The following is a 25,405-nucleotide window of genomic DNA, read 5'->3' as shown; positions in this document are numbered from 1 at the left end:
GGAGGCCGGAACGAGTGGGGTGCTCCGGCCTCCCGGCCGGTGGGACGGTGGCGGGTCAGCCCTGCGTGAGGGTGAGGTCGTCGATCTGGGCCTCGAAGAGACTGGCAGCGCCCGCGTCGGCGGCCTCCCCTTGGATCCGCACGGTCTTGCCCGCGAACGCGGACAGGTCGGCGGTTCCGGTCCGCCACTGCCCGGCCGTCTCACTCGCCGACCCGGTCTGCTCGAACACCGTGGTGGACGTGGAACCGTCCACCACCCCGATCCGCAGCCCGTCGTCCGAGCCGGAGTTGTCGCCGTTGGCCACGTTGTAGGAGAAGCGCAGCGTCAGCGGGCCGCTCGCGGGCAGTGTGATCCGCGGGGAGAGCACGGTCGTCCTTCCGCCGTCCAGGTCGTTGTCCCCGTACGTCTTCCGGGCCGCCGCACCCGTGGTCAGGGCGTACGACCCCGAGGCCGCCGCCAGCTGCTTGACCTGGTTGCTGTAGGTGGACGTCGTCTGCTGCGGCACTCCGCGCTCGAACACCCCCGACGTCGCCGAGTCCGTGCCCGCCGCGTTCACCGTCCATCCCTTGTCCGACTCGAAGTCGTCCGAGAACACCGTGCTCCCACCGCCCGAGGCGGTCACGGTCCAGGTGAAGGTGGTGGACGCGGTGGCGCCGGCGGCGTCCGTGGCGGTCACGGTGACCGTGGAGGTGCCCGCGGTGGTCGGGGTGCCCGAGATCCGCCCGGTCGCGGAGTCGACGGACAGCCCGGCGGGCAGCCCGGTGGCCGACCAGGAGCAGGGGCCGGTGCCGCCGGACGCGGACAGGTCCAGTGAGTCGGGCCGGCCGGCCGTGCCGCTGCGGCTGCCGGGGTCGGTGACGGTCAGGGCCGAGGTGGAGGTCGTCCAGGCGTCGGTGATGGGTGTCTTGTACGCCGCGTTGCCGAGGGCGGGCAGGCCGTACATGTCCTCGATGGTGCGCAGGACGTTGTAGTGGTTGATCTGGGTGCCGGACTCGTAGCCGGCCTTGACGTGGGCGCCGGCGACGACGGTGTAGATCTGGTTGACGGAGGTGAAGTTGTCCTCGTCGAAGGTGGCGATCAGGAGGCTGTTGTGGGACTTGGCCCACTGGACGTACCCGTCGAGGTTCTTCTTGAGCCAGCTGTCACCAGTGCCCACGGCGCAGTCGTGCATGTCGTCGCACATGTCGGGGATGACGAACGAGACCGTGGGCAGCTTGCCGTAGTCGCTGGGGAACGTGGAGTACGGCACGTTGTACGCGGAGCCGCTCACGGTGGGGAAGTCCACCCAGGGAGCGTGCTTGCGCCGGTAGTTGCCGCTGTTGCAGCCGGTGTACCCGGCGCTGGGCAGGCCCTCGGAGTACCCCTTGAAGGTGCGGCCCGCGTTCAGGAGTTGCTGTCCGAGATTGCCCGTGCTGAACGACTTGGGGCAGTCGTCGTTGGTGACTCCCTGCTGGGACCCGGAGAACAGCGAGATGTAGTTCGGCTGACTCGGGTGGGTGATGCCGAAGGCGTTGGTGAACAACGTGCCCTGTGAAGCTAGGGAGTTGAGGTAGGGGGCGTTGGAACCGCCCTTGATGGTCGAGTAGTTCTTGTTCTCGAACATCGCGACGACCACGTGGTCGAACTGTGGGACGGACGAGGCGACGGGTGCCTCGGCCGGCCTGTTGGAGGCGGTCCTCGCCGAATGCGACGGGAGCGCGCCCAGGACGGTCAGGAGGGCGAGAGCCGAGGCCCCGGCCAGGGTTGCTGTGCGGGAGCGCCGCATGGTGCTGACCTCCACATGAAGGGATCGGGGAACGAGCGGAGCGGTGCACACCGCCTCCGGACCGCCGGGGGCGGGCGGCGGCGGGGACAGAGGGTGGCGGGTCACCCCTCGGTGCGGGTGAGACCGCCGGCCTGGGCCGCGAGGAGTCCGGCTGTGCCGGCCTCGACGGCCTCCGGGTGGCCGTCCGAGAACGCCGTGCTCGCACCGTCCGAGGCAGGGTCGCCGGTGTAGAGCAGGCGGTTGGGTGTGTCGGCGCCCGCGCTCCTGATCTTGCCCGGTGTGGCACTGCGGACCAGGGCGGCCTGCACGGCGGCCGGGCCGGCGTCGGGATGTGCGGAGAGGTACAGGGCGGCGGCGCCCGTGACGTGCGGTGCCGCCATGGAGGTACCGCTGATCGACTTGGCGGCTGTGTCACTGGTGTTCCAGGCCGAGGTGATGGAGGTGCCGGGGGCGAACAGATCCGTGCAGGGGCCGTAGTTGGAGTCGGATCGCCGGGTGTCGCTGGAGTCCGCGTTGTTGACGACGATCGCCGCGGAGATGTCGCCCGGGGAGTTGTCGCAGGCGTCCTTGCCGGCATTGCCGGAGGAGACGACCCAGGTGATGCCGGAGTCGATGGACTTCTTGATCGCCGCGTCCTCGCTGCTGCTCACACCTCCGTTGATGCTCATGTTGACGACGGCGGGCTTGACGGCGTGCGCCGTGATCCAGTCGGCGGCGGAGATGATCGAGGAAGTGCTCGCCGAGTCATGACAGTCGAGCACGCGGACGGCGACGAGTCCGACGCCCTTGGCCACCCCGTAGTCCCTGCCGCCGACGGTGCCTGCCACATGGGTGCCGTGCCCGAGACAGTCCTGTCCGGCCCGGCCGTCGCCCACCTCGTCCACACCGATGCTCGCCCGGCCCTGGAACTGGGTGTGCGTGCTCCGCAGGCCGCTGTCGACCAGGTACGCCGTCACGTTGCTCGCCGTGGTGGCGTAGGTGTAGCCGTGGTCGAGGGGAAGATACCGCTGGTCGATGCGGTCCAGGCCCCAGGACGGCGGATCCGTCCGGGTGGCGGAGCCGTGGTGCTCGGCGTCCTGTTCCACGTAGGCCACGCCCGGGTCGGCCGCCGTCCGGCGTGCCTCCTCCGCGGTCATCTCGGCCGCGTATCCGTGCAGCACCGTGCTGTAGGTACGGCGGATCGTCGCGCCGTGGGCGTGGGCGATCCGGGCGGCCTCGTCGCGGACGGAGGCGGCGGGCGCGGTCGCATCGTGCTTGAGGACCACGATGTAGCGGCCGGCGAGCGCACCTGCCACGGTGCGGATCGCGCCGGCCGGAGAGTCTGCCGCCGCACGGGACGGCTGCACGGAGAGACCGACGAGCCCGGCAGCCGTCAGGGCGGCCAGAACCGGTATGCGGGCAAGGGGAATCACGTCTGCTCCAGGAAGGGGAGGGGTGCGGTCCGGAGGTCCGGGTACGACTGTCTACACCCCTGTCACTCCGTCGAGTGGCCATCCGTCGCCAGTAGCCAGGACCCGCCACACGAGTCCAAGTCCCATGCGCTGGGCGGCACTTGATGGTCGCTCCGTGGCGCAGGGGCCTTTGCAACGGCGTCCCGGACATGCCACCATCCCGGCCTGAACCAGCCAGGTGCGAAAGCGGGTTCCCCACCCGCTCCTGCCCTCGCCCGAACACGTCCGCGCCGACGTGAAGGACCCCCCATGAACGATGATCTGCCGGCGCAGCTGCGCCGTCTCGGCCTGTCACCCCAAGAGGCAGCGATCTACCTGACCATGCTCCGCACCGGCCGGACCAGCGCGTCCGGCCTGGCGGCACAGCTCGACTGGCGGCCCGAGGAGGCGGAGCGGTGCCTCGGCCGCCTAATCGGCATCGGCCTGGCCGCGCAATTCGGGACCGACGGCACCGAGGCCGCTCCGGTGGACCCCGCCATCGCCCTCGATCACCTCTCCCACACCCGGGTGGCGGAGCTGCGGCAGGCTCACTGCTCGGCGCTCAACGCCTATCGCGACTACCGGCGTTCGGTGCATCCGCAGGCCACCGAGGACCTCGTCGAGGTGGTCACCGGAGGCGGCATCGCCGACCGGATTCTGCAGGTGGAGAGGGCAGCGGAATCCGATGTCCTGCGCTTCGACTCTCCGCCGTACCACATACCGGCCGGCGCCAACCCGACCGAACTGCGCAATCTGGAGCGCGGTGTGGAGTACCGGGTCGTCTACTCCAGGTCCGCGGTGGAGAACCGCGTCTACTACACCACCAACATCCAGCCCTGCATCGCCTCTGGCGAGCATGCCCGGGTGCTGCCCACCGTCCCGGTCAAGCTCACGGTCTTCGACCGCCGGATCGCCATCGTCTCGATGTCCTTCGTCGAGGCCGAGGTCAACGACTCCCTGCTCGTGGTGCGCCCCTCCAGCCTGCTGTCGGCTCTCACCGGGCTCTTCGAGTCCGCCTGGCGCTCGGCGTTCCCCATGCACCTGAGCGACCGGGTGCCTCCCGCGCTGCGCCCGCTGCACGTCCGGATCCTGGAGCTGCTCGGAACCGGTGTCACCGACGACGCGATCGCGCAGCTTCTCGGTATCAGCCGTCGCACCCTGTCCCGCAACCTGGAGCACCTCAACCACCGGGCGGGCACCAGCACCCGGTTCCAGCTCGCGCTCTACGCCGTCCGCAACGGGTGGATCTGAGCCACAGGAGACCACGGGCCGGTCCCGGCCGCGGGATCAGGGGGCCGGGAAGCCGGGCGGCCAGGTCCAGGAGATGACGTGGACCCCGGGCGCGGCGTTGCTCAGGACGGCGTGGGTCTGCCGGAAGGCGCCGACGGGGATGCGGCGGCTCATCTCGGGTTCCGCGCCGAGCCGTCGGCGGTGGTGGACCGAGCAGCGGGCGGGCACGGCCTCGGGGTGGAGCGGATCTGGATCACGAAGTCGCGTTTCCAGCTCGCCCTACGTGACCTCGGTCGGCGGCACCTCCTTGGTCAGGTCGTCCGGTGCGCGCGGCTGGGACGAACCCGTCTGGAACACCGAGTCCGACGAGGGCACCGGCTCCGGCTGCTCGGCGTACGAGCCCAAGCCCGCCTGGCAGAAGGACACGGGCTGCGCCAGGCGCATGACCGCCGACGTGGCCGCCGTGGCCGACCCCGCCCGCGGTGTCGCGGTGTCGCGGCGTACGGCAGCTACCAGAAGAACGGCTGGGGTGTCTGCGGCGGAACCAGCGCGGCCACCCCGGTGATAGCCGACGTCCACCCGGACGCGGGTGCCCCGTCCGCCGGCTCGAACCCGGCCTCCTTCCCCTACGCCCACCCGGCCGCTCTCAACGTTGTCACCAGACCACGGCTTCCACGGACCCCGCGCACCCTGTGCGGTGTTCGCCGGGACGGTCCGGGCACCGACCACCGCAGCGGTGATCCTCTTCGAGCCCACCGCCCCGGTACCGGGGCTCTCCGGCCGCGGGGTTCTCCTGGTGATCGACAACACCGGGAGCGCCTCGGAAGGCGAGTGGCCGCCCTGTCGTACCCTTCCCATTCGATGGGAACAGGCTTTCGGGCCACGCGATCCCCACCCGGCCGTCATCGTCGTCCCGCGTCGGGGCGGTGCGAGGACGGCCCCTGATGCGCGAGGGTGGCAAAGCACCGGTGCCCGCTCGTCCAGTGGTCGATGACGCCGAGGGCAAGGTCGGCGGCGATCCTGTGAAGCGCTGGTCGTCCGAGCCGCGCCCAGGGAAAGAACGGACCGCCCTGGCCCGCGAGGTTCTCGAACCGGGCGGTGCACAGCTCTTCGACGTCATGGGGGTCGACCTCGACGACGAGGCGCCCAGTGGGGGCGACGAGCTCGCCGCACCGGCGCAGCAGGCCGTGCGGGTCGCCTCCGATCCCGATGTTGCCGTCGACGAGCAGTACCGTCTGCCAGCCTCTCTCGGCCGGCAGCCGGTCGAAGACCGATCGGCGCAGTGCGAGCCCGCCCAGGGCACAGGTCAGGGCGACCGCGCGAGGTGTCACGTCGACCCCGAGGGCGAAGACTCCCCGGCTCAGGAGTGCCCTGCACATGCGGCCCGGGCCGCAACCGACATCGAGGACTGGACCGGCGCAGCGTTCCAGCACGGACTTGTCGTCCACCGTGGGCTGCTCGTGCCACCGGTGGACCGGCATCCGGATGCGGCGCCCGTCGGCCAGCCGTAGGTACACCGGCCCACGGCCGGGTCGCAGGGCGAGCGCGTAGGGATCCTCTTCGGCGTCGTACAGCTCGTTCTCGTCCGTTGTCACGGTGCTGCGCCATGCCCTGCGGCGGGTCGGTTCTCCTCGACGCGGCCGGCCCGCCGCACGCGGCGCAGTCTCATCGCGAAGGCCACCGCGGAGGCCGCGAAGAGCACGCCGGTGATCGCCAGCCATCGGCCGAGGTAGACGCTGTCGGACAGCCCGGTGTCACCGGGGTAGGGGACCGCCAGACGGAGGATGAGGGGAAACCAGACCAGCAGGAGCAGACCCGAGAGGAAGGCGGGGACGCGCAGGTAGTTGATCCACCGCACCGTCGGTCCGTCGGCGGCTCGGTGCCGCAGTACGGAGAGGGCCGACAAGTCGGCCAGCGAGTACAGGGGCAGGAGGATGAGATCGTGGAGGATCGCCGCACCGACGAACCAGATCGCCACCTCCCAGGGCTGGACGGCGAACAGGCGCACCATGGCGTAGCCGGTCAGGGCGAACGAGGCGATCAGGACGAGCAGGTGCAGAGGTCCGGAGCCGTACCAGCGGACGAATCGTGCCATGGTCACGCCCTGAAGGTGAGCCGGTGGACCCACTTGGTGTTGTTCACACCGGGGTTGGCCGGGACGATGATGCGGGCCGGGTAGCCGTGGTCGAGTGAGAGGTCCACGCCGTTGACGCGGAGTGCCAGCAGCGCTCGGGGGTCGCGGATCTGGTTCCCCCGCAGAACCACCCTGGTGAAGGGGCCCGGGGGCTGGATGGACTGGACCAGAACACTTCCTGCGTCGGGCAGTCCGGCGAGCGCGGCGAGGTCGGCCAGCCGTAGGCCGCTCCAGTGCTGGTCCTCGGTGGACCATCCCTCCACACAGGCGATCGGCAGGGCGGCGGCGTGCTGGGGCATCGCCAGGAGCTGCTCGCGGGTGAAGACCCGTGGCGCTCCGCGTCCGTGGACCTCCAGCCGCCAGCTGGGTCCGACGAGCGCGGGGGTGACGCCGACCTTCGCCGCCGTCTTGTTGATCTGGAAGCTGTTCGGGCCGCTGCCCGGGTCGCGATTGTGCGGTGCGAGCAGCGCTGTGCCGCGCAGCCACCCGCCGATGCTCTGCCCGGCGGTCACCATGAGGAGGAGCAGCGATCCCGCTCCCACCATGCCGAGAGCGCCGCGGCGGCTCATCGTCGGCGGGGCGGGCGCGGCCGCCACCAGGCCGTCGGGGTCGGGTGGTTCGGGCACGGTGTGGGCGAGATCGGTGCGCAGCTCGGCGCCCAGGCCGCGCGAGCGCAGGGCCCGTGTCATCCGGCCGCGTCTGAGGCACACGTGGACGACGAACGCGGCGATGAACACCCAGGCGCCATAGAAGTGCAGGCGGTAGAACGAGCCCGGGAAGACGTAGTAGAGCTGGATGTTGAAGATGCCGGTGACGAATTCGAAGATGACGCCGCCGACCAGCATCAGCAGGGACAGTCTCTCCAGGCCGTGGGCGATGGAGCGTACCGGCAGCCATTCGAACAGCTTCGGGATCACCGACCACAGCTTGGCCAGCAGCACCGGCACCAGCACCACGCCCAGCGTCACGTGCACGCCCTGCAGCAGCCGGTACAACCAGTAGGGATGCGTGGGCCAGCTGAAGAGGTAGAAGCCCAGCACGCCCTTGTCGGGGGTCTCGTCGTTGAGGGGGCTCAGGTCGGGGTTGTAGGAGGCGTAGGAGAGCAGTCCGGTGATGAACAGCAGCGGAATGCCGATCAGGAGGACCAGTCCGAACACGGATGTCAGCCACGGCCCGCGGATCGGGCTGCGCCAGAATCCGGGACGGAACGGCCCCGGGGGCGGGGGAAGCTGCCCGATGCGCCGTGCGGCTGCACGAGTCCGGGCACGTCCCGCGGCAGCGGCAGCAACCGCAGTGCCGTGCAGGCGCTTCAATCGCTTCGGCGTCGGCTTCTCTTGCGGCCTGCGGCGTCGCGGCCCACCGGTTGGGGCCGAGCCCGACGGCCGTCCGCCACTTGCCATCGGCCGTCTCCTCCAGTCCTCGAGCTGCGCTCGCAAAAGGACGGTCGCAATGCCACGACCCATGCCGGACAAACAGGACACTTACAAGCTGGCACAGGTCAGATGGGCTGTCCGCGCCTGAGGTGCAAGCGGGTGTCCGTCGTCGGCCGAACGGCGGAACCACTGTCCCGGTGATCTCCCAGGCCCCCGTGCCTCAGGGTCGCGTCACCCTCCCGACGACCGAGGGGCCTACAGCTGACGAACAGGGCGGCGAGTGAGTCGAGGCGGTAGGGCTTCGCGGGAGTCACGGCCGGCTCCTTCGATCGCCACCCGCGCGCCTGGCTGCGTGAGCTCGTACGGCTGAGCTGACCCGGCCGGCGGAAGGCGACGGGTTCGGCGTGGCGTAGGCCGAAGGGGCTGGCCGAGCGTGGCATCGCTTTCCTCCGCCGCGGCGACGTGGCCGTCGGTGTGACCGGCGACGACCTCGTGGTCGGGTCGGCCCCGTGGCCACCGAGCAGGTTCCGACCCGGCCCGGGCGCGAGGATCTCCGGCATGACCGGTCGCCCGATGCGCGGTTGGGTCGTGGTCGGATCGCCGAGGGCCACGCCTTCGCTGAGAACCTGGTGTCCCTACCGGTGTTCGGGGTTCTCGTAGTCGCGACGGCAGCCGGCGTCCCAGGCGGTGCGCTGGTTGCCGTAGGCCGGGATGCCGCCGAGGTCCTTCAGCGCTCGGGCCAGGTGGAGCAGGTTCCAGGTCATGAAGGTGGTGTTGCGGTTGGTGAAGTCGTTCTCCGGACCACCCGAGCCCGGATCGAGGTACGAGGGGCCGGGGCCGGCCTCACCGATCCAACCCGCGTCCGCCTGCGGCGGGATGGTGTAGCCCAGGTGCTGGAGGCTGTAGAGCACGTTCATGGCACAGTGCTTGACGCCGTCCTCGTTCCCGGTGATCAGACAGCCGCCGACACGGCCGTAGTAGGCGTACTGGCCGGAGTCGTTGAGCAGGCTGGAGCAGGCGTAGAGGCGTTCGATCACCTGCTTGGTCACCGAGCTGTTGTCGCCCAGCCAGATCGGGCCCGCCAGGACGAGGATGTCGGCGGCCAGGACCTGCTGGTAGAGGTCGGGCCAGGCATCCCTCTCCCAGCCGTGCTCCGTCATGTCGGGCCACACGCCGGTGGCGATGTCATGATCCACCGCCCGGACGACGTCCACCTGCACGCCCTGCGCTGCCATGATGGCGGTGCTCCGGTCGATCAACCCCTGGGTGTTGCTGACCTCCGGCGAACGCTTGAGGGTGCAGTTGATCACCATCGCCCGCAGGTCGTCGTAGCGGGCCGGCGGCGTGTCGGTGGCGGGCGACGAAGCGGTCACACGGTCCTCCCAGAACCCTCTGCGCAGCACGATGCTCGGCGGCGCGCGTCCACATCCGGCTCCAGCCTGCGGGACGACCGCGGCAGCCGCCACCACAGCGCCGCCGAACGGCCTCGGCATGCTCGAGGCATCGGTGTCCGCACGGCCGCCTCGGTCGGCGGCCGATGAATGGCCGGGGTCGGCGAGCGTGCCTACGTTCGTCTCATGGGTACCGAAGACGCGAGCGAGTCGCGGGACACGGCAGCAGTGGAGGACGTCGCACACCTCTTGGTGCGTTGTCTGCGGGCCGAGGGCGTGGAGTACGTCTTCGGGATTCCGGGCGAGGAGAACATCCGGTTCGTCGACGCGCTGAACGACTCCGGGATCCGGTACATCCTGGTCCGTCACGAGCAGGCCGCCTCGTTCATGGCGGAGATCTACGGGCGGCTGACCGGCCGCGCCGGGGTGTGCTCGGCGACGCTGGGACCCGGTGCGATCAATCTGCTGCTCGGCACCGCGGACGCGATGACCAACAGCTCCCCGATGGTGGCCCTGGCGGCGCAGGGGTCGCTGCGCCGTATCCACAAGGAGTCGCACCAGGTCATCGACCTGGTGTCGATGTTCGCTCCGGTCACCCAGTGGTCGGCCCGCATCGAGTGTCCCGACGCGGTGCCGGAGATGACCCGCAAGGCGTTCAAGACCGCGCAGAGCGAGCGGCCCGGTGCCGTGTTCCTGGCGGTGCCGGAAGACATCGAAGCGGAGCGTCCCGCCGAGCCGCTGGCACCCCTGCAGATCGACGCGGTGCACACCGATGCACCCTCGCCCTCCCAGGTCGCACGTGCGGTGGAGGTGCTCACCGCTGCCCGGCACCCGGTCGTGCTGGCAGGCCACGGCGCTGCCAGAGCCGGAGCCACAGCCGCCCTCGTGCGGTTCGCCGAGCGGCTGAACATCCCGGTCGCGACCACCTTTCACGGCAAGGGCGTCTTCCCCGACGACCACCCGAACGCCCTCGGCGCGGTCGGATTCATGCGGCACGACTACAGCAACTTCGGCTTCGATGCGGCCGACGTGCTGATCTGCGTGGGCTACGAGATCCAGGAGTTCGACCCGGTCAAGATCAACCCGAACGGCGACAAGCGGATCGTCCACGTGCACCGCTTCCCCGCCGAGGTGGACGCCCACTATCCGGTCACGGTGGGCGTCGAGGGTGACCCCTCACAAGCGCTGGACGCACTCGCGGCAGCACTGCCCGACGGGCTCACCTACGACTTCGGGAGCAACGAGAAGATCCGGACACTGCTCGACGAAGAGCTTCAGTACGGGCGCGACAACGAGACGTTCCCGCTGGTGCCGCAGCGTGTCGTGGCCGACGTGCGTACCGCGCTGGACCGCCGCGACATCGTCCTCGCCGACACCGGCGCCGGGAAGATGTGGATGTCCCGCCTCTACCCCACCTACGAGCCGGACACGTGCCTGGTCTCCAACGGCCTGTCGACCATGGGGTTCGCCCTGCCGGGCGCGATCGCCGCGAAGCTGGCACGGCCGGACCGGCGCGTGCTGGCGATGATGGGCGACGGCTCGTTCCTGATGAACTCCCAGGAACTGGAGACCGCCGTCCGCGAACACATCCCGCTGGTCGTCCTGGTCCTGGTCGACGAGGAATACGGCCTGATCACCTGGAAGATGGAACTCGAGATCGGCCGCCACAGCCACACCCGGTTCACCAACCCGGACCTGGTCGCCTACGCCGAAAGCTTCGGCGCCCGCGGCTACACGATCGAAGCCGCCGACCAACTCCTGCCCGTGCTGCGCCGCGCCCTCGACGACGACACGGTCTCCGTGATCGCCTGTCCCGTCGACTACTCCGAGAACCTGCGTCTGACCGACCGACTCGGCACTCTCCACGGCCCGTTCTGACCTGACGGCCCACTCCGGGAGAACGGCCGGGGCAGTCCGTACGAGCGCTGCGTAGGGGAGCCGATGACTGCCGCGTCGCCTAGCCGCCGAGGCGGCTAGGCGGCGGTGTCGTCCGGAACAGCCTGCTCCGTCCAGATGATCTTGCCGGTGGCCGTGTAGCGGGTGCCCCATCGGCGGGCGAGTTGGGCCACGATCAGCAGACCCCGTCCTCCCTCGTCGGTGGTCCGGGCATGGCGCATGCGTGGTGAGGTGCTGCTGGCGTCGGAGACCTCGCAGATCAGGCCACGGTCCAGGATCAGGCGGAGACTGATCGGCCCGCTCGCATGGCGGATGGCGTTGGTGACCAGTTCGCTGACGATGAGTTCCGTGGTGAACGTCAGATCGGTGACGCCCCACTCCGTCAGTTGCCGGGCGGCGAGGGTGCGGGCCTGTGCGACGGCGGCCGGATCGCTGGGCAGGTTCCAGGAGATGACCCGGTCCCGGGCCAGGACACGGGTCCGGGCGAGGAGCAGGGCCGCATCGTCGGCAGGCGGGCCGGCCAGCAGATTGTCGATCACCTTGCGGCCGGTCTCCTCCAGTGCCGGCCGGGGAACCGCGAGGACATCCTCCAGCCGGGCAAGTCCGACGTCGATGTCCCGGTCGAAGGACTCGATGAGGCCGTCGGTGTAGAGCGCGATGAGGCTGCCCTCGGCCAGCTCCACTTCGACGGACTCGAAGGGGAGATACCCGAGGCCGAGTGGCGGTCCGGCGGGCAGGGCCAGGATCTCGGCGCCGCCGTCGGGGCCGACGACCACGGGTGGAAGGTGCCCGGCCCGGGCCAGCGTGCACCGCCTGCTGACCGGGTCGTACACGGCGTACAGGCAGGTGGCTCCCATGAACGCGGTGCCCGCGGCTTCACCCTCGGGCGCCTGAGAAGCGTCGCTGTCGTGCACGCCCATGAGGCCGATGACCAGGTCGTCCAGGTGGGCCAGCACTTCGTCCGGGGAGAGTTCGAGGTTGGCCAGCGTGCGCACGGCGGTGCGCAGGCGTCCCATGGTCGCCGCAGCGGTGATGCCGTGCCCGGCCACGTCCCCGACGACCAGTGCGACCCGTGTTCCGGAGAGCGGAATCACGTCGAACCAGTCGCCGCCCACACCGGTGGGGGCGTCCGCCGGGAGGTACCACGACGCCACCTCCAGGGCGGAGCCTCCCGTCAGTTCCTGCGGCAGCAGGTAGCGCTGCATGGAGCGGGCCGCAGTGCGCTCGCGGGTGAAACGGCGCGCGTTGTCGATGCACACCGCCGCTCGCGAGACGAGTTCCTCGGCGAGACGTACGTCGTCCTCCTCGAAGGGGCCGAGCCGCCGGGATCGGGCGAACGTCGCCGCGCCCAGGGTGACGCCACGCGCCCGCACCGGCACCACCATCATCGAGCGGACGTCGTAATCGCGCAGGGAGGCACCCAGTGACTCGTCCTCGGTCACCCACGGGCTGGCGGTGTGGTCCAGGACCCTTTCCACGAGGGTCCTGCTCTCCAGCAGGCAGCGGGTCACGGGCGACGAAGGGGCGCGCCGGACCGTCTCCCCCACGGCCAGTGACGACTCGGGAGAGCCCTCCCGCACCGACCGCTGCCCTGCGCGCCGGATGACGGGTGACATCCCGACCGGCCCGGGTGCCGGTTCCTCGCCCCTCATGACCGAGTCCAGCAGGTCGACGGCGACGAAGTCGGCGACGGACGGCACGGCGTCGTCGGCCAGTTCCTGCGCGGTTCGCGTCACGTCCAGGGTGCTGCCGATGCGACCGGCGGCGTCGTTGAGCAGGGCCAGGCGTCCTTGTGCCCGCCAGCGCTCGGTGACATCGATGACCATGTACCAGACACCCACGTTGCGACCGTGGCGGTCCTTCATGGCGAAGAAGGATGCGGAGATCGCACGGTCGGCGTCAGGATCGTTGTTGCTGGGCCCGCGGTACTCGTAGTCCATCACCGGAGTGCCGGTCTGCAGGACAGCGCGCATCTTCTCCTCGAAGGCCTCGGCCTCCGGCTTCGGCAGCACTTCCGCCATCCGGCGGCCCAGTCGTCGTTCGAGGGGGATCTGGCGGGCCAGGGGTTCGTTCACCCAGACGTATCGCAGATCCATGTCGAGGACGGCGATGCCCACGGGCGCGTGGGTGAGGAACGGAGTCAGCATCAGCTGGCTCACCCCGCCGCCCGGCATCCGCCAGAAGGCCCGTTTCGGGGGCCGGCCGACGAACCTGCCGAAGACCAGCGCGGCGGCCGAGGCGACAATGACTCCGGGGACCATTTCGTAGATGCTCGACTCGAAGGGGCCGAGCAGCGGATTGATCTTCTTCCACAGCAGCACCGTGGCCGCGCCCGACACGATCCCGGCCATGGCCCCCGCCCAGGTCATGCGCGGCCAGTACAGCGAGAGCAGGACGACCGGGCCGAAGGCGGCTCCGAAGCCCGCCCAGGCGTAGGCGACGATGCCCAGCAGCCCTCCGCCCCTGAGCGCGATCACGAAGGCCACCAGGGTCACCGCGACGACGGCGGTACGACCGACCCACACCAGTGCTCTGTCCGAGGCGCGCCGGTTGAGGAACGCGCGGTAGAAGTCCTCCGTGAGAGCGACGGACGACACGAGCAGCTGACTGTCCGCGGTCGAGACGATCGCGGCCAGTACGGCGATCAGCATCACCCCGGCGCCCCAGGGATCGAGCAGTGTCCGGCTGAGACTGATGTACACGGTCTGCGGGTCGTGGAGCGGCGCGCCGGTCTGCGCGATTCCCACCAGGCCGACGAGCGTGGCGCCGGCGAGCACGACGACGACCCATCCGGTTTCGATACGGCGGGCGCTGGGGATGGCGCCGGTGCTGCGGATGCCCATGAAGCGGGCCAGGATGTGCGGCTGGCCGAAATAGCCGAGGCCCCAGGCCAGCAGCGAGATGATGGCGACGGCGCCGAGCGACCCGCCTGCCGACCACCGTCCGTCCGTGAAGTCGGCCTTGGCACCCATGTCCAGCAGGCTGGGTGTCTTGTCGTTGAGGGTGTCGCGCAGCGCCCCGAAGCCGCCCAGCGCCCCGATGCCGACGAGGGGAAGCACGAGCAGGGCGAGGAACATCAGCGTGGCCTGCATCACGTGTGTCAGGCTCACGGCGAGGAAGCCGCCCAGGCACGAGTAGATGACGATCACGAGGGCGGTCACGGTCACTCCGAGCCCGAACCCGACGTCGAAGATGTGCTCGAACAGCAGGCCGCCGGCGACCAGCCCGCTGGCGACGTAGACGGTGAAGAACACAAGAGTGACCGCCGCCGAGACCATCCGGAGCGTCCGCGTGCGGTCCTCGAACCGCTCCTCCAGATAGGCGGACAGGCTTACCGCGTTCCCGGCTCGCTCGGTGTAGGTGCGCAGCCTCGGCGCGACGAACAGCCAGTTGAAGTAGGTGCCGAGCACCAGACCGACCGCGATCCAGCTGGCGCCGACGCCGGCCGCATACACCGCTCCGGGAAACGCGAGGAACAGCCAGCCGGACATGTCGCTGGCCCCTGCGGACAGGGCGGCGACGAACGCGCTGAGCCTGCGGCCCCCCAGGGCGAAGTCGGCGAAAGTGTGAGTGCGGCTGTAGGCCCAGACTCCTGTTCCGACCATGACGGCCACGTACACGAAGAATGTGGCCATGATCGGCGCACTCAACTCGAACATATTGCCCTCGCCTGCGAGGTCCCCGAGCACGGGTGCGACTGCCGCACGCCTGACAGCCTGGTCCTTCCATGCAAATGTACAGATTTCGGTCACCGTCGGTCGACAGCAGCAACGTGTCGGCGCCCGCCGTGCCGATCAGGCACGGCTGCCTTTCCCCCGGGGCTCGGGCAGCCCGACCAGGAGCAGGGTCACGTCGTCGTCGTGCGCGGCCATGTCCGGGATGAGGGTTCTGAGCAGCCGATCCGCGGCCTGATCGAGGCTCTCGGGATTCGTGGGAGCGCCCTTCATCGCGACATCGAGAGTGTGGGCGAGGATGTCGATCTGGTCCTCGATGTCGGTGCCGGGCCTTTCGACCAGTCCGTCGGTGTAGAGAGCGAGAGTGCTGCCCGGCGGCAGCTGCTGGGTCGTCTGCCGGAACGCCACCCCGCCGCCGTACGAATCGTTGACACCCAGCGGTACGCCGACCGGTGCCTGAAGTCGGCGGGCCGGACCGTCGGGCGGCAGGGCGATGACGGGCAGGTGCCCTGCCGAGCACAGGGTGACGTCGTGGGAACTCTGGTCGATCACCAGGTAGACGCAGGTGACGAGCTGGTCCGCCAGGTCGCCGACGAACGCGTCCAGCCCGGTCATGAGCCGACTGGGCGGTATGTTCGTGCGGGCCAGCGCGTGCGAGGCCGCACGCAGCTGGCCCATCACGGCCGCCGCCTCCAGGCCGCGGCCCATCACGTCGCCGACGACGATGCCGGTGCGGTTTCGGTCCAGGGGAATGATGTCGAACCAGTCGCCGCCGACCCCGGGATCCTGGACGGATGCCAGGTACCGGTGGGCGCTGGGCAGGTACGGCAGACGGGGCGGCTCGCCCATGAGGCTGTGCTGCAGGGTGTAGGCGATGCGCCGGTGCTCCTCGTAGCGCTCGGCGCGTTCGGCCTCGACCTGTCTGCGTTCGGTGATGTCCCGCACGGTAAGGAACACCAGCGTCTCCTCCGCGGCCTGCAGGCTGCTGACGCTCACCTCGACGGGGAACTCACCGTGGTGGCTGTGCAGCCCGTACAAGCCCTGGTCCAGCACGATCGGCTTCGGGTCCGTCTGCCGCAGGTAGGAGCGGAGGAGTGCGCTGTGCCGACGGCGCCGAAGGACGGGCACCAGATCGACGACCTGGGTGCCGACGAGGTCGTCCGGACCATGACCGAACAAGCGCTGCACCTGTGCGTTGGCCATGACGATGGTGCCGCGGCCGTCCGTGATCAGGGTGGCGTCGGGCGCGGAGTCCAGCAGTGCGAGGAAGCGCTGGTTGGCCCGCCGGACCTCGCGCTGCGCCACGACCCGGTCGGTGATGTCGGTGACCACACCACATACGGCGTAGGGCCTGCCGGACGGCGTGTTCAGCGGGAACAGACTGGTGAGGAAGTCCCGTGGACCTCCGGGCAGGGGGAGCATCTCCTCCCGCTGAACAGGGGTCCCCCGTGCCAGCATGGCGAGGTCGGCGGCGCGGGCCTGACGTGCGAGGTCGGGCGGCATGACATCCCGGTCACGGCGGCCCAGTACCTGCTCGCGGGACAGGCCCGTACTCTGCTCGAACCTCGTGTTGACCGCCAGGAAGCGGCCGTCCAGGTCCTTGACGAACATCACCGCGGGCGTGTGGTCCATGAACGCCTGCAGCAGTGCGTTCTGCCGCACCTGCCATTCGGCACGGGCGTGCGCCAGCTCGATGCGGCGCCCCACCGCCAACGTCGCGAAGACGACCGTGGTGAACACGGCCACGTGCCCGCACACCAGCAGCGCCGTACCCAGACGCGCTCCGAACAGCCTTGCATCCTCACCGGCCAGGACGAGCCAGCCCAGCAGAGGTGGTACGACGAGGACGGTGGCGAACAGCCTGCGCCCCAGCGCGCCCGTGGTGCCCGCGTTCATCAGCAGTCCGGCCAGACCCCGGTCCGGCCGGACGAGGAAGGCGGCGATGCCCAGCAGCACGAGAGCCATCCCCGTGTACAGGGCCATGCCCTTGTAGGCGCCGAACCGTTCCAGTTCGGGCACGGCGTACGCGAACCCGTACAGGCGCAGCATTCCCAGTGTGAGGACGGCCAGGCCCGGGACCTGACTCGTCCAGGCGGGAAGCCGGGGCGTGCTCGCACAGAGGGCCGCCACACCGCCGGCCATCAGTGCCGCAGCCGTGTTCGGTGCCATCCGTCCGGGCACTTCCGTCGCCATCCGCGCCGTGTCGTCCTTGAAGAGGAGTTCATCGATGCCCAGGCCCGCCCCGGTCAGGTACTCCACCACGGTGAGCCCGCCGATCAAAGCGGCCAGGACTGCGGCTGCACGGGCCGCGGTGATCACCCACGGGGTGACATGTCCGCGAGCCACCAGAAACACGGAGACACCGAGTGCCAGCAGAGCCACGGCGGTGTTCGCATTCATGGTCTCGTCGGCGCCGGGCATGCGCCTGAGGACGTCGACGCCGAGGATCCAGCCGGAGAGACCCGCTGTGCCCAGCACAGCTGCCGCCAGGGCGGCGCCCTGAGCCACAGCGCAAGCAGCGTCCAGGACGGACTGCTGGTACGGCAGGTCCGCGGCCTGCTCTGCTCCAAGCGCGCCAGGCAACTCGGGCGTCTGATGCTCTGTCGTCACTGAACACTCATCTTGGTGGACGAATGACTGACTCGGAACTATCCCCCTGAATACTTTGACACCCTCGCACCCTGCGCCGAAAACGCATGTCACGCGGCCCTGGTCGTGCAGGGACCGACCCAGGCGACTCCAGGCGCCCGTTTTAATCCCTTTTGGGGGCATCTTTACCGTAGCGTCCGTTACGTGTATATTTAAGTGTAGCGGGTGCTACATGTACGAGCCTGGCGCACGCCGGCACGTCACCGCCGAACCCGTCCGCCACCAGCCAAGAAGGGACCGACCCCATGCTCAGGGCCATTGGCCGTCTCCTCGCCCACCGCCGGGAAGGTCGGCCCTCTCGTACCGGTGCACCCTCGTGGGCCGCCAGGCAGCAGGCCCTCTGGTCGCGCAGCCTCACACCGCTGCGGCCGCTGGACGCGCCCCGCGGCCGCGCCACCGCATGGGACGCCTCCTGGCCCCTGCGGCGGGAACTGACCTCAGTGCGCGAGGCCCGCCGGCTGGTGACCGCACAGCTGGGCGACTGGGCTGTGGACAGCCTGGCCGACACCGCGAAACTCCTGGTCAGCGAACTGGTCACCAACGCCCTGCGGCACACACGGGGCCCGCTCAGGCTCAACCTGCGGCTGCGCGACTCCCGCCTGCTGTGCGAGGTCGAGGACACCGAGTCCGCCGGCCCCGTACGCAACGTCGCCGATCCGGACGCGGAGGGTGGTCGCGGCATCGAACTGCTCGAACTGCTCGCGGACGCCTGGGGCAGCGTCCGGACGGCCACCGGCAAGATCACTTGGTTCGAGCTCCAAGCCGAGGGCAGGTCGGCGAGCGGCGTAGCGGTCGGCCATGCATGACTTGCTTGGATCTTTGTCGACGTGCCGCACCGGTTTCCACCGGCGCGGCGCGGCCCGCCAGGTGTGGGGTCAGTGCTTCTTCGCGATGAACAGCCGACCCGTGGGGAACCGGTGCGGCAGGCACCGGACGTCCGAGAAGCCCGCCGCCAGCAGCTTGTCGGTCCACTCCTGCTCGTTGAGCAGCCGCCGACGCATGAACTGCTGGTGGTAGTACGTCACGATCGCGCTGAACCGGCGCTCCCTCGGGTCGGGCACGTACGGCACGGCCTCCGTGAGCGCCATCATGCCGCCCGGCCGCAGCGCGTCCCGGCAGCTGGCCAGGGTCTGGTCGGCGATGTCCTCCTCCTCGGGCATCATGTCGTGGAAGACGAACCCGGCGTGCACCACGTCGGCGTCCTTCACCGGCGTCGGGTCGGTGGCCACCGACTGGATCGACCGCTCGTACACGGTGATCCGGTCGGCCACACCCGCTCGCTCGGCCGCCAGTTGCGCCTCCCGGCACGCCTCGGCGTCCAGGTCGAGCGCCACGGCCGTGGTGTCCTTCAGGGTCAGCATGATCTCGATGAGCAGCCGGGCGGTGCCCGCGCCGAGGTCGACCACGTGCGAGGGACGGGCGTCGAGGATGGTCTGCAGTGCCACGGGATAGAAGCCGAACGAACCCATCCACTGCGAGCTGACGGCGACCTGCCGGCCGTCGCGGCTGTGCCGCTTGCCGGCGGCCACGTTGTCGGTGAGGAACTCCACCGCGTTCTCCACGAACGGCCGGTTCGCGTTGAGCGCCCAGGACAGGTAGCCGGACTCGTACAGGATCTGGTCGAAGTCCGCCGCCACCTGGTACGTCCCGTCCGACTCGACGACCAGTGCCGCCGAGGTCAGGGCCTCCAGGTAGTTCGCCACGCCCTGCCTCGGCAGCCCGGTGGCCGACGCCAGCTGCTCGACGTCGACCCGCTGGCCCTTGTCGATGTGGGGCAGTACCCCGATCCGGTCGCCGATCTCCAACAGCGCTGCCGCTCCCGCCGCGTCCGCTGCCGTCTCGCGGGCCGGGTTCTGGTTCGCAGTCATCTACTGTGTTCCTTTCAGTAATTGCCGGATCACTGTCGGAATTTCGTCCCGCTCGGGCTATCCGTTCATGGCCTCCCGGAGCACGCGGTTGATGACACGGCTGATCTCGGCCGCGTTGCGCGGCCAGTACATCTCGTTGTGGGCGCAGGCCACGTCGTAGCGCTGCACGTGACCGTCGACGTACTCGTGCCACAACACGTCCATCTCCGCGTCCAGATGGCGCTTGTCGTGGGTCTCCGGGTCGAGGAGGGCGTTGAAGAAGACGACGTCGCCGCAGTACCGGGGCGAGGTGTAGCGCCGCATCTGCTCCAGGTGCTCGATGAAGATCTCCGAAGCGGTGCTGACCAGGAACTCGTACTCCTCCATTCCCTTGAGGTGGCCCATGTAGTTGACGAGGAACATGCGCACCATGTCCTCATCCAGGAGTTCGAGGTCGGCGAAGTGGCTGGCGGGTGCCGAGTCCAGCAGCGCGAGCAGCGCCACCTCCTGCCCGCGGCGCTGCAGTTCCGCGGCCATCGCGTGGGCCAGGGTGCCGCCGAAGGACCAGCCGAGCAGGTAGTACGGACCGCTCGGCTGGACGTCCTGCACCTGGTTCACGTAGTCGTCGACCATGTCCTCGATGGACGTCGCCCGGGGCGTGACCCCGTCGAAGCCGCGCGCCTGGATCCCGTAGAGCGGCCAGGACCGGTCGATGTGCCGGCCGAAGCTCAGGTAGGGCCAGCTCAGGCCGCCACCGGGGTGCAGCCACCACAGCGGCGGCTTCTCCCCCTCGGTACGGATCGGCAGGAGGGCTGCGAACGGGTCCTCGAAGGTCACCTCCGTGTCCGCGGACAGCTGTTCCGCCAGTTCGGCCACCGTGGGGTACTGGAACACCGTCCGGATCGGGACCTCCATGCCCAGCTTCTCGTGGATCTGCCAGACCAGGCGGGTCAGTCGCAGCGAGTGGCCACCGCAGGCGAAGAAGTCGTCGTCGATGCCGATCCGGTCCAGGCCGAGCACCTCGGCGAAGAGTCCGGCCAGTGCCTCCTCGCGCGGTGTGCGCGGGGCGCGGTACTCACCGCCGGTCGGGTCGGGGTCGGGCAGCGCTGCCCGGTCCACCTTCCCGTTCTGGGTGAGCGGCAGCCGGTCGAGGAGCATGATCTCGCTCGGCACCATGAACGCGGGCAGCTCGCGGGTCAGTTCGTCGCGCAGCTGCGACGGCAGCCGGGACGCACGGCCGGAGACCGCGGGCGTGTTGACGAGCCGCCCGGACGGCGTCGGCGCGGGCCGGTACACGCCGTCGCAGACGGGAGCGTCGACGTCGGGCAGCAGGACCGCCTCGAAGTGCTCCGCCGACTCAGGCGACCAGGTGCAGTACACCGCGAGGCCCTGTGCGGTGCCCCAGGCCTCCAGCTCGGCCGGGTCGAGTGTGCCCCGGTCGTCGATCGGGCCGCCCCACTCGCCGGCCTCGGTGGCCAGCCTGGCGTTCGGCACACGGGTCAGGCGGACCCGGCCGTGCCGCGCGAGTGCGGTGGCCACGTCGGACAGCTGGTGGACGTCGCTTCCCCAGGCCGCCACCGGCAGGTCCGCGAGGTCCAGGGCCCGGTTCGGTCCCTTGTGCAGCACGATCTCGTAGCGGTGGCGGGTCAGCTCGTTGTGGTGGCTGCCCTGTTTGAGGCGGATGTCGGTGGCGACCACGTCCGGATGCGCATCGGCCCACTGCGTGAAGTACTCCGGATCGATGACCAGTTCCTTCTCGTCCACGAGCGCGCGGGACACCGCTGCCTGCACGGCGGCGGCCCGGTCGTCCGGGTGCCGCGAGCGGTGGACGGCCGCGGTGAACCCCTTCTGGGTGCGGTAGTTGCGAACGTCACCGACGACGATCCGCCCGCCCGGGGCCAGCCTGGCCAGGGCGATGTCGAGCACCCGGGTGAGGTAGTCGGCGTCCGGGAAGTACGACACGATCGAGTTGAGGATCACCGTGTCGAAGTGAGCCGCCGGAAGGTCGCCCGCCTCGTCGGCGGGCCGGCAGCGCAGGGTCACCTTGTCCGCCAGCCGCCGGTCGGCGCGGACCTGGGCGCGCAGCCGCTCGATGACGGGGGCGGAGAAGTCGACGCCCCAGTACTCCGTCACCTCCGGTGCGAGCGGTCCCAGCAGCAGGCCCGAGCCGACGCCGATCTCCAGTACTCGCTGCGGCCGCAGGGCGCGCACCCGCCCCACCATGGCATCGCGCCAGGCCCGCATTTCGGGCAGCGGGATGGCCTGTCCGGTGTAGGAGCTGTTCCACCCGGTGAAGTCGTCGCCGACTCCGCCCAGGTCCACCTCGGTGTCGCCGTAGACGGAGTCGTAGATCTCGCGCCACTCCCCGACCTGCTGGTCGGCCTCGCCGTCGGACGACCCCGACGCGTCGGGCACCACGTAGGCGACGAGGTGCCGTTCGCCGAGCCGGTCCTCGCGGCTGACCACGACCGCCTGGGCCACGCCCTCGCGCCTGCGCAGTGCCGCCTCGACCTCGCCCGGCTCCACGCGGAAACCCTGGATCTTGATCTGGTCGTCCACCCGGCCGACGTATTCCAGGTGCCCGGCGGAGCTCCAGCGCACCAGGTCACCCGTGCGGTACATGCGCGCCCCGGACGACCCGAACGGGTCGGCGACGAACCGGCCGCCGGTCAGGCCCGGCCGGCCCGCGTACCCGCGAGCCACACCGGCGCCCGCGATGTACAGCTCCCCGACCACGCCGGGCGGCACGGGCTGGAGGCGCTCGTCCAGGACATGCAGCACGGTGCCCTGCATGGGGCCACCGATCGGCACCGGGTCGGTGCAGTCGTCGACCGAGGCCAGCCGGTACCGGGCGGCGAAGGCCGTGGTCTCCGTCGGGCCGTACCCGTTCACCACGGTGAGGGCGGGGCAGGCGTCGAGAACCTGGCGGACCGCGGAGGGCGGCATGACCTCACCGCCCGCCCACACCTCGGACACGCCCGCGAAGCACTCCGGGTGCTGTTCCACCATCACGGCGAACAGGCCCGTGGTCAGGCACACGTCGGTGATTCCGCGCTCCGCGATCACGGCGGCAAGCACCGCGGTGTCCAGCCGGCCGGCGGCCGCCACCACAGCGGTGCCACCGTTGAGCAGCGGCACCCACAGCTCATAGGTAGCCGCGTCGAACGTGTGGGCCGAGTGGATCAGGACACGGCGGTACGTCCCGTCCGCCCAGCAGTCGTCGAGCGCGAGGTCGACCACGTTCCGGTGGGTCACCTCGACGCCCTTGGGCTGGCCGGTGGAGCCGGAGGTGTACATCACGTACGCGGTGCTGTGCTCCCCGACGCCGATTTCGAGCGGGGAGTCCGGGCACCCGTCGAGGTCCTCGTCGGCGAGGCCTTCGTCCACGGTGACGGTGGGAGTGAGGTCGCCGAGCATGAACTCGATGCGCTCGGGCGGATAGGTGGGGTCGACCGGCACATACGCGGCTCCCGTCTTCAGCACCCCGAGGATCGCCGCGACCAGGAGCGGTGAGCGGTCGAGCACCAGCGCCACGCGGCTGTGCGGCTGGGCGGCGCTCGCGCGGAGGTGGTGGGCGATGCGGTTGGACCAGCGGTCCAGTTCGGCGTAGGTCCAGCTGTGCGTGCCGTCCGCGGAGACCAGCGCGATCGCGTCCGGCGTCGCGGCGGCCGTGGCGGCGAACCGCTCGTGGACGGTGCCGGCCTCGAACCCGGCGTCCCGGCCCTGACCACCCCACCGGTCCAGCGTCGCCCGCTCACTGCCCGCGAGGATGTCCACCGACCCGATGGGCGTGTCCGGAGCTGCCACCACCTGCCGCAGGAAGCGGACCCAGCGGTCGAGCATCGTGGTGATCGTGCCGGCGTCGAACAGCTCGGTCGCGTACTCGGCGAAGCCCTCGATCCGGGCCCGCGCTCCGTCGTCGTCCTGTTCGCCGAGGTTGATGGACAGGTCGAAGTGCGCGACACCCGGGCTGAACAGCTCCTCGGTCACGCTCAGGCCCGGCAGGGTGAACTCCGCTGCCGCGTTGTTCTGCAGCACCAGGAGCACCTGGAAGAGCGAGTGGTGCGCGGTCGAGCGCACCGGGTTCAGCACCTCGACCAGATGCTCGAACGGAATGTCCTGGTGGTCGTACGCGGCCAGGCTCCGCTCCCGCACCCGGCGGACGAGTTCGCTGAAGCCGGGGTCGCCGGAGGTGTCCGCCCGGAGCACCCAGGTGTTGACGAAGAAGCCGACCAGTCCGTTGAGCGCCTCGTCGGTACGGCCCGCGATCGGCGAGCCGATGGGCACGTCCGTGCCCACGCCCAGCCGGGTGAACAGCGCAGCGAGCCCCGCCTGCAGCACCATCGACACGGTGGCGCCGGTATCCCGGGCCACCCTCCGGATGCCCTCGGTCAGCTCCTCGTCGAGTTCGATCGGAACCAGGTCACCCTCGAAGGACGCCACCGCGGGCCGTGACCGGTCGGCAGGCAGCTCGATAGCCTCCGGCAGGCCGGCCAGGTGGTTCGTCCAGTAGTCCAGCTGACGCCGGTAGAGGCTCTCCGGGGTGTCACTGTCCCCCAGCAGGTTCCGCTGCCACAGGGTGTAGTCCGCGTACTGCACCGGAAGCGGCTCCCACTCCGGCGTCCGGCCGTCACGACGGGACTCGTAGGCGGTGATGAGGTCCTTCGCCAACGGGCGGGCCGACCAGCCGTCCGCGGCGATGTGGTGCGCGCCGATCAGGAACACCGACTCCAGCTCGCTGATCCGGAACAACCACGCACGGATCGGGATCTCGGTCGCCAGGTCGAAGGGCAGGCGCGCCGCCTCCCGCAGGGCGTCGGGGAGTTCGGCCTCCGTGACCTCGCGTTCCTCCCAGGGCACCTGGATCGCGGTCGGCGGGAGGACCTGCTGGTACGGCTGCCCGGCGTCCTCACCGAAGACGGTACGCAACGACTCGTGCCGCACCACGACATCGCGCAGGGCCCCACGGAGGGCAACCCCGTCGAGGTCACCGCGCATCCGCAGCGCCAGCGACACGTTGTACGTCGCCGACGGCCCCTCGAACCGGTGGATGAACCACAGCCGCTGCTGCGCGAAGGAGACCGGCAGCCGCTCCGGCCTGGCCTGGGGGACCAGTGGCGGTCGGCCGGTACCCGCGGTCGTCAGGTGTGCCGCCAGCTCGGCGACCGTGGGTGCCTGGAAGACGACCCGGATCGGGATCTCAACGCCGTGCACGGCGCGAATACGGCTGACCAGTCGGGTGGCCAGCAGCGAATGCCCGCCCACGGAGAAGAAGTTGTCGTCCACGCCGACCCGGTCGAGTCCGAGCACCGCGGCGAAGAGCGCGCACAGCGACTCCTCCTCCGGCGTCGAAGGGGCCCGGCCGCTGCTGCCGGCCGAGTAGTCGGGCACGGGCAGCGCGCGCCGGTCCGGCTTGCCGTTGTCGGTCAGCGGCACGCTGCCGATCGGCACGATCGCCGCCGGCACCATGTACTCGGGCAGCGTCTCCCGCAGGTACGCGCGCAGGGCGGGCAGCAGCGCGGTGATGGCGCCGGCGGCCACGGGGTCGTTGACCGGCACCCGGTCCTCGCGCCCGGGCAGATACGCCCCGGTCAGGATCCGGCTCGCCACCTGGCCGTCCCGGAAGACGAGCACATCGACCTGGTCGACCGCGTCCGCCGACAGCGTGACGACCGCGTCCCACCCATGTCGCTCGGCCCATGCGGGGATCGCGGACGGGTCGAGCGGCGGCGCCGTCGTCGTGCGGGGTTCCCCCAGGGCCAGTTCACGTGCCGCCGCGACCTCCTCGGTCAGGCGCGCGTTCGGGACGCCGGTGATCCGTACGACTGCTTCGTCACGGCTGCCCACCTGGTCGGCGAGGCGGTCGAGGTCGCCGTCCCACACCACGGTGGGAACAGCGTCCAGGGACACCGGTTTCGTGATGCCCGGCTTGTGCAGCACCACCTCGTAGCGGTGCCGGGTCAGCTCGTTGTGCGCACTGCCGTCCTTGACCCGGACATCGACCGCGACACCCCCG

General features: G+C 70.2%; 14 protein-coding genes. 3 read left to right on the top strand and 11 right to left on the bottom strand.

Going from position 1 to position 25,405, the window contains the following annotated elements:
- Positions 1–55: 55 nt before the first annotated feature.
- Together ACIF83_RS03560 and ACIF83_RS03555 are read right to left on the bottom strand one after the other, a co-directional pair.
- On the bottom strand, positions 56–1,765 hold the full coding sequence (locus tag ACIF83_RS03560; protein ID WP_399723187.1) for an alkaline phosphatase family protein: 1,710 nt from the start codon (positions 1,763–1,765) through the stop codon (positions 56–58).
- A 101-nt stretch (positions 1,766–1,866) separates the two neighbouring features.
- Complete coding sequence (locus ACIF83_RS03555) at positions 1,867–3,177, bottom strand: S8 family peptidase (RefSeq protein WP_399723184.1); 1,311 nt, start codon at positions 3,175–3,177, stop codon at positions 1,867–1,869.
- A 288-nt stretch (positions 3,178–3,465) separates the two neighbouring features.
- Here ACIF83_RS03555 and ACIF83_RS03550 point away from each other — a divergent pair, with 288 nt between their 5' ends.
- Positions 3,466–4,446, top strand: a complete 981-nt coding sequence (locus ACIF83_RS03550; protein ID WP_399723182.1) for a helix-turn-helix transcriptional regulator — start codon at positions 3,466–3,468, stop codon at positions 4,444–4,446.
- Between the two features lie 258 nt (positions 4,447–4,704).
- On the opposite strand, the gene ACIF83_RS03545 is transcribed toward ACIF83_RS03550, so the two are convergent.
- From ACIF83_RS03545 to ACIF83_RS03525, 5 genes are all read right to left on the bottom strand, one after another.
- Positions 4,705–4,869, bottom strand: coding sequence for a hypothetical protein (locus ACIF83_RS03545; RefSeq protein ID WP_398139992.1), 165 nt, complete (start codon positions 4,867–4,869; stop codon positions 4,705–4,707).
- A gap of 458 nt (positions 4,870–5,327) precedes the next feature.
- On the bottom strand, positions 5,328–6,020 hold the full coding sequence (locus ACIF83_RS03540; protein WP_393478306.1) for a class I SAM-dependent methyltransferase: 693 nt from the start codon (positions 6,018–6,020) through the stop codon (positions 5,328–5,330).
- Positions 6,017–6,520, bottom strand: coding sequence for a hypothetical protein (locus ACIF83_RS03535; protein WP_399724034.1), 504 nt, complete (start codon positions 6,518–6,520; stop codon positions 6,017–6,019). Before ACIF83_RS03535 ends, ACIF83_RS03540 begins: the two co-directional genes overlap by 4 nt.
- 2 nt (positions 6,521–6,522) lie before the next feature.
- Positions 6,523–7,959, bottom strand: a complete 1,437-nt coding sequence (locus tag ACIF83_RS03530; RefSeq protein ID WP_399723179.1) for a molybdopterin-dependent oxidoreductase — start codon at positions 7,957–7,959, stop codon at positions 6,523–6,525.
- Between the two features lie 608 nt (positions 7,960–8,567).
- Entirely contained in the window at positions 8,568–9,245 is a 678-nt protein-coding gene (locus tag ACIF83_RS03525; RefSeq protein ID WP_399724031.1) for a flavodoxin family protein, read from the bottom strand.
- Between the two features lie 264 nt (positions 9,246–9,509).
- Between ACIF83_RS03525 and ACIF83_RS03520 the strand changes: the two genes are divergently transcribed.
- A complete protein-coding gene (locus ACIF83_RS03520) occupies positions 9,510–11,201 on the top strand; it encodes an acetolactate synthase large subunit (protein WP_399723177.1) in 1,692 nt (563 codons plus the stop codon).
- A 95-nt stretch (positions 11,202–11,296) separates the two neighbouring features.
- Here ACIF83_RS03520 and putP read toward each other — a convergent pair whose 3' ends face one another.
- Positions 11,297–14,878 (bottom strand): sodium/proline symporter PutP, encoded by a 3,582-nt coding sequence (gene putP / locus ACIF83_RS03515; protein ID WP_399723175.1) that lies wholly within the window; start codon positions 14,876–14,878, stop codon positions 11,297–11,299.
- Positions 14,879–15,013: 135 nt separating this feature from the next.
- Complete coding sequence (locus ACIF83_RS03510) at positions 15,014–17,503, bottom strand: SpoIIE family protein phosphatase (RefSeq protein ID WP_399723173.1); 2,490 nt, start codon at positions 17,501–17,503, stop codon at positions 15,014–15,016.
- Positions 17,504–17,787: 284 nt separating this feature from the next.
- Between ACIF83_RS03510 and ACIF83_RS03505 the strand changes: the two genes are divergently transcribed.
- Entirely contained in the window at positions 17,788–18,348 is a 561-nt protein-coding gene (locus tag ACIF83_RS03505; protein ID WP_393478293.1) for an ATP-binding protein, read from the top strand.
- A 69-nt stretch (positions 18,349–18,417) separates the two neighbouring features.
- On the opposite strand, the gene ACIF83_RS03500 is transcribed toward ACIF83_RS03505, so the two are convergent.
- Complete coding sequence (locus tag ACIF83_RS03500) at positions 18,418–19,410, bottom strand: class I SAM-dependent methyltransferase (RefSeq protein WP_393478291.1); 993 nt, start codon at positions 19,408–19,410, stop codon at positions 18,418–18,420.
- Between the two features lie 57 nt (positions 19,411–19,467).
- The coding region (locus ACIF83_RS03495) for an amino acid adenylation domain-containing protein (RefSeq protein WP_399723170.1) at positions 19,468–25,405 on the bottom strand (5,938 nt) is incomplete at its 5' end.

The organism is Streptomyces sp. NPDC085866 (genome assembly GCF_044541035.1).
GTDB lineage: Bacteria > Actinomycetota > Actinomycetes > Streptomycetales > Streptomycetaceae > Streptomyces.
This window is presented reverse-complemented; position numbering and strand designations above follow the sequence as displayed.

Bases quoted from the DNA above. Each gene is read 5' to 3' on its own strand.
- ACIF83_RS03550 (WP_399723182.1), top strand. From the start codon at position 3,466: ATGAACGATGATCTGCCGGCGCAGCTGCGCCGTCTCGGCCTGTCACCC.
- ACIF83_RS03520 (WP_399723177.1), top strand. From the start codon at position 9,510: ATGGGTACCGAAGACGCGAGCGAGTCGCGGGACACGGCAGCAGTGGAG.
- ACIF83_RS03560 (WP_399723187.1), bottom strand. From the start codon at position 1,765: ATGCGGCGCTCCCGCACAGCAACCCTGGCCGGGGCCTCGGCTCTCGCC.
- ACIF83_RS03525 (WP_399724031.1), bottom strand. From the start codon at position 9,245: ATGGTGATCAACTGCACCCTCAAGCGTTCGCCGGAGGTCAGCAACACC.
- ACIF83_RS03500 (WP_393478291.1), bottom strand. From the start codon at position 19,410: ATGACTGCGAACCAGAACCCGGCCCGCGAGACGGCAGCGGACGCGGCG.
- ACIF83_RS03530 (WP_399723179.1), bottom strand. From the start codon at position 7,959: ATGGCAAGTGGCGGACGGCCGTCGGGCTCGGCCCCAACCGGTGGGCCG.
- ACIF83_RS03535 (WP_399724034.1), bottom strand. From the start codon at position 6,520: ATGGCACGATTCGTCCGCTGGTACGGCTCCGGACCTCTGCACCTGCTC.
- ACIF83_RS03505 (WP_393478293.1), top strand. From the start codon at position 17,788: ATGCTCAGGGCCATTGGCCGTCTCCTCGCCCACCGCCGGGAAGGTCGG.
- ACIF83_RS03545 (WP_398139992.1), bottom strand. From the start codon at position 4,869: ATGCGCCTGGCGCAGCCCGTGTCCTTCTGCCAGGCGGGCTTGGGCTCG.
- putP (WP_399723175.1), bottom strand. From the start codon at position 14,878: ATGTTCGAGTTGAGTGCGCCGATCATGGCCACATTCTTCGTGTACGTG.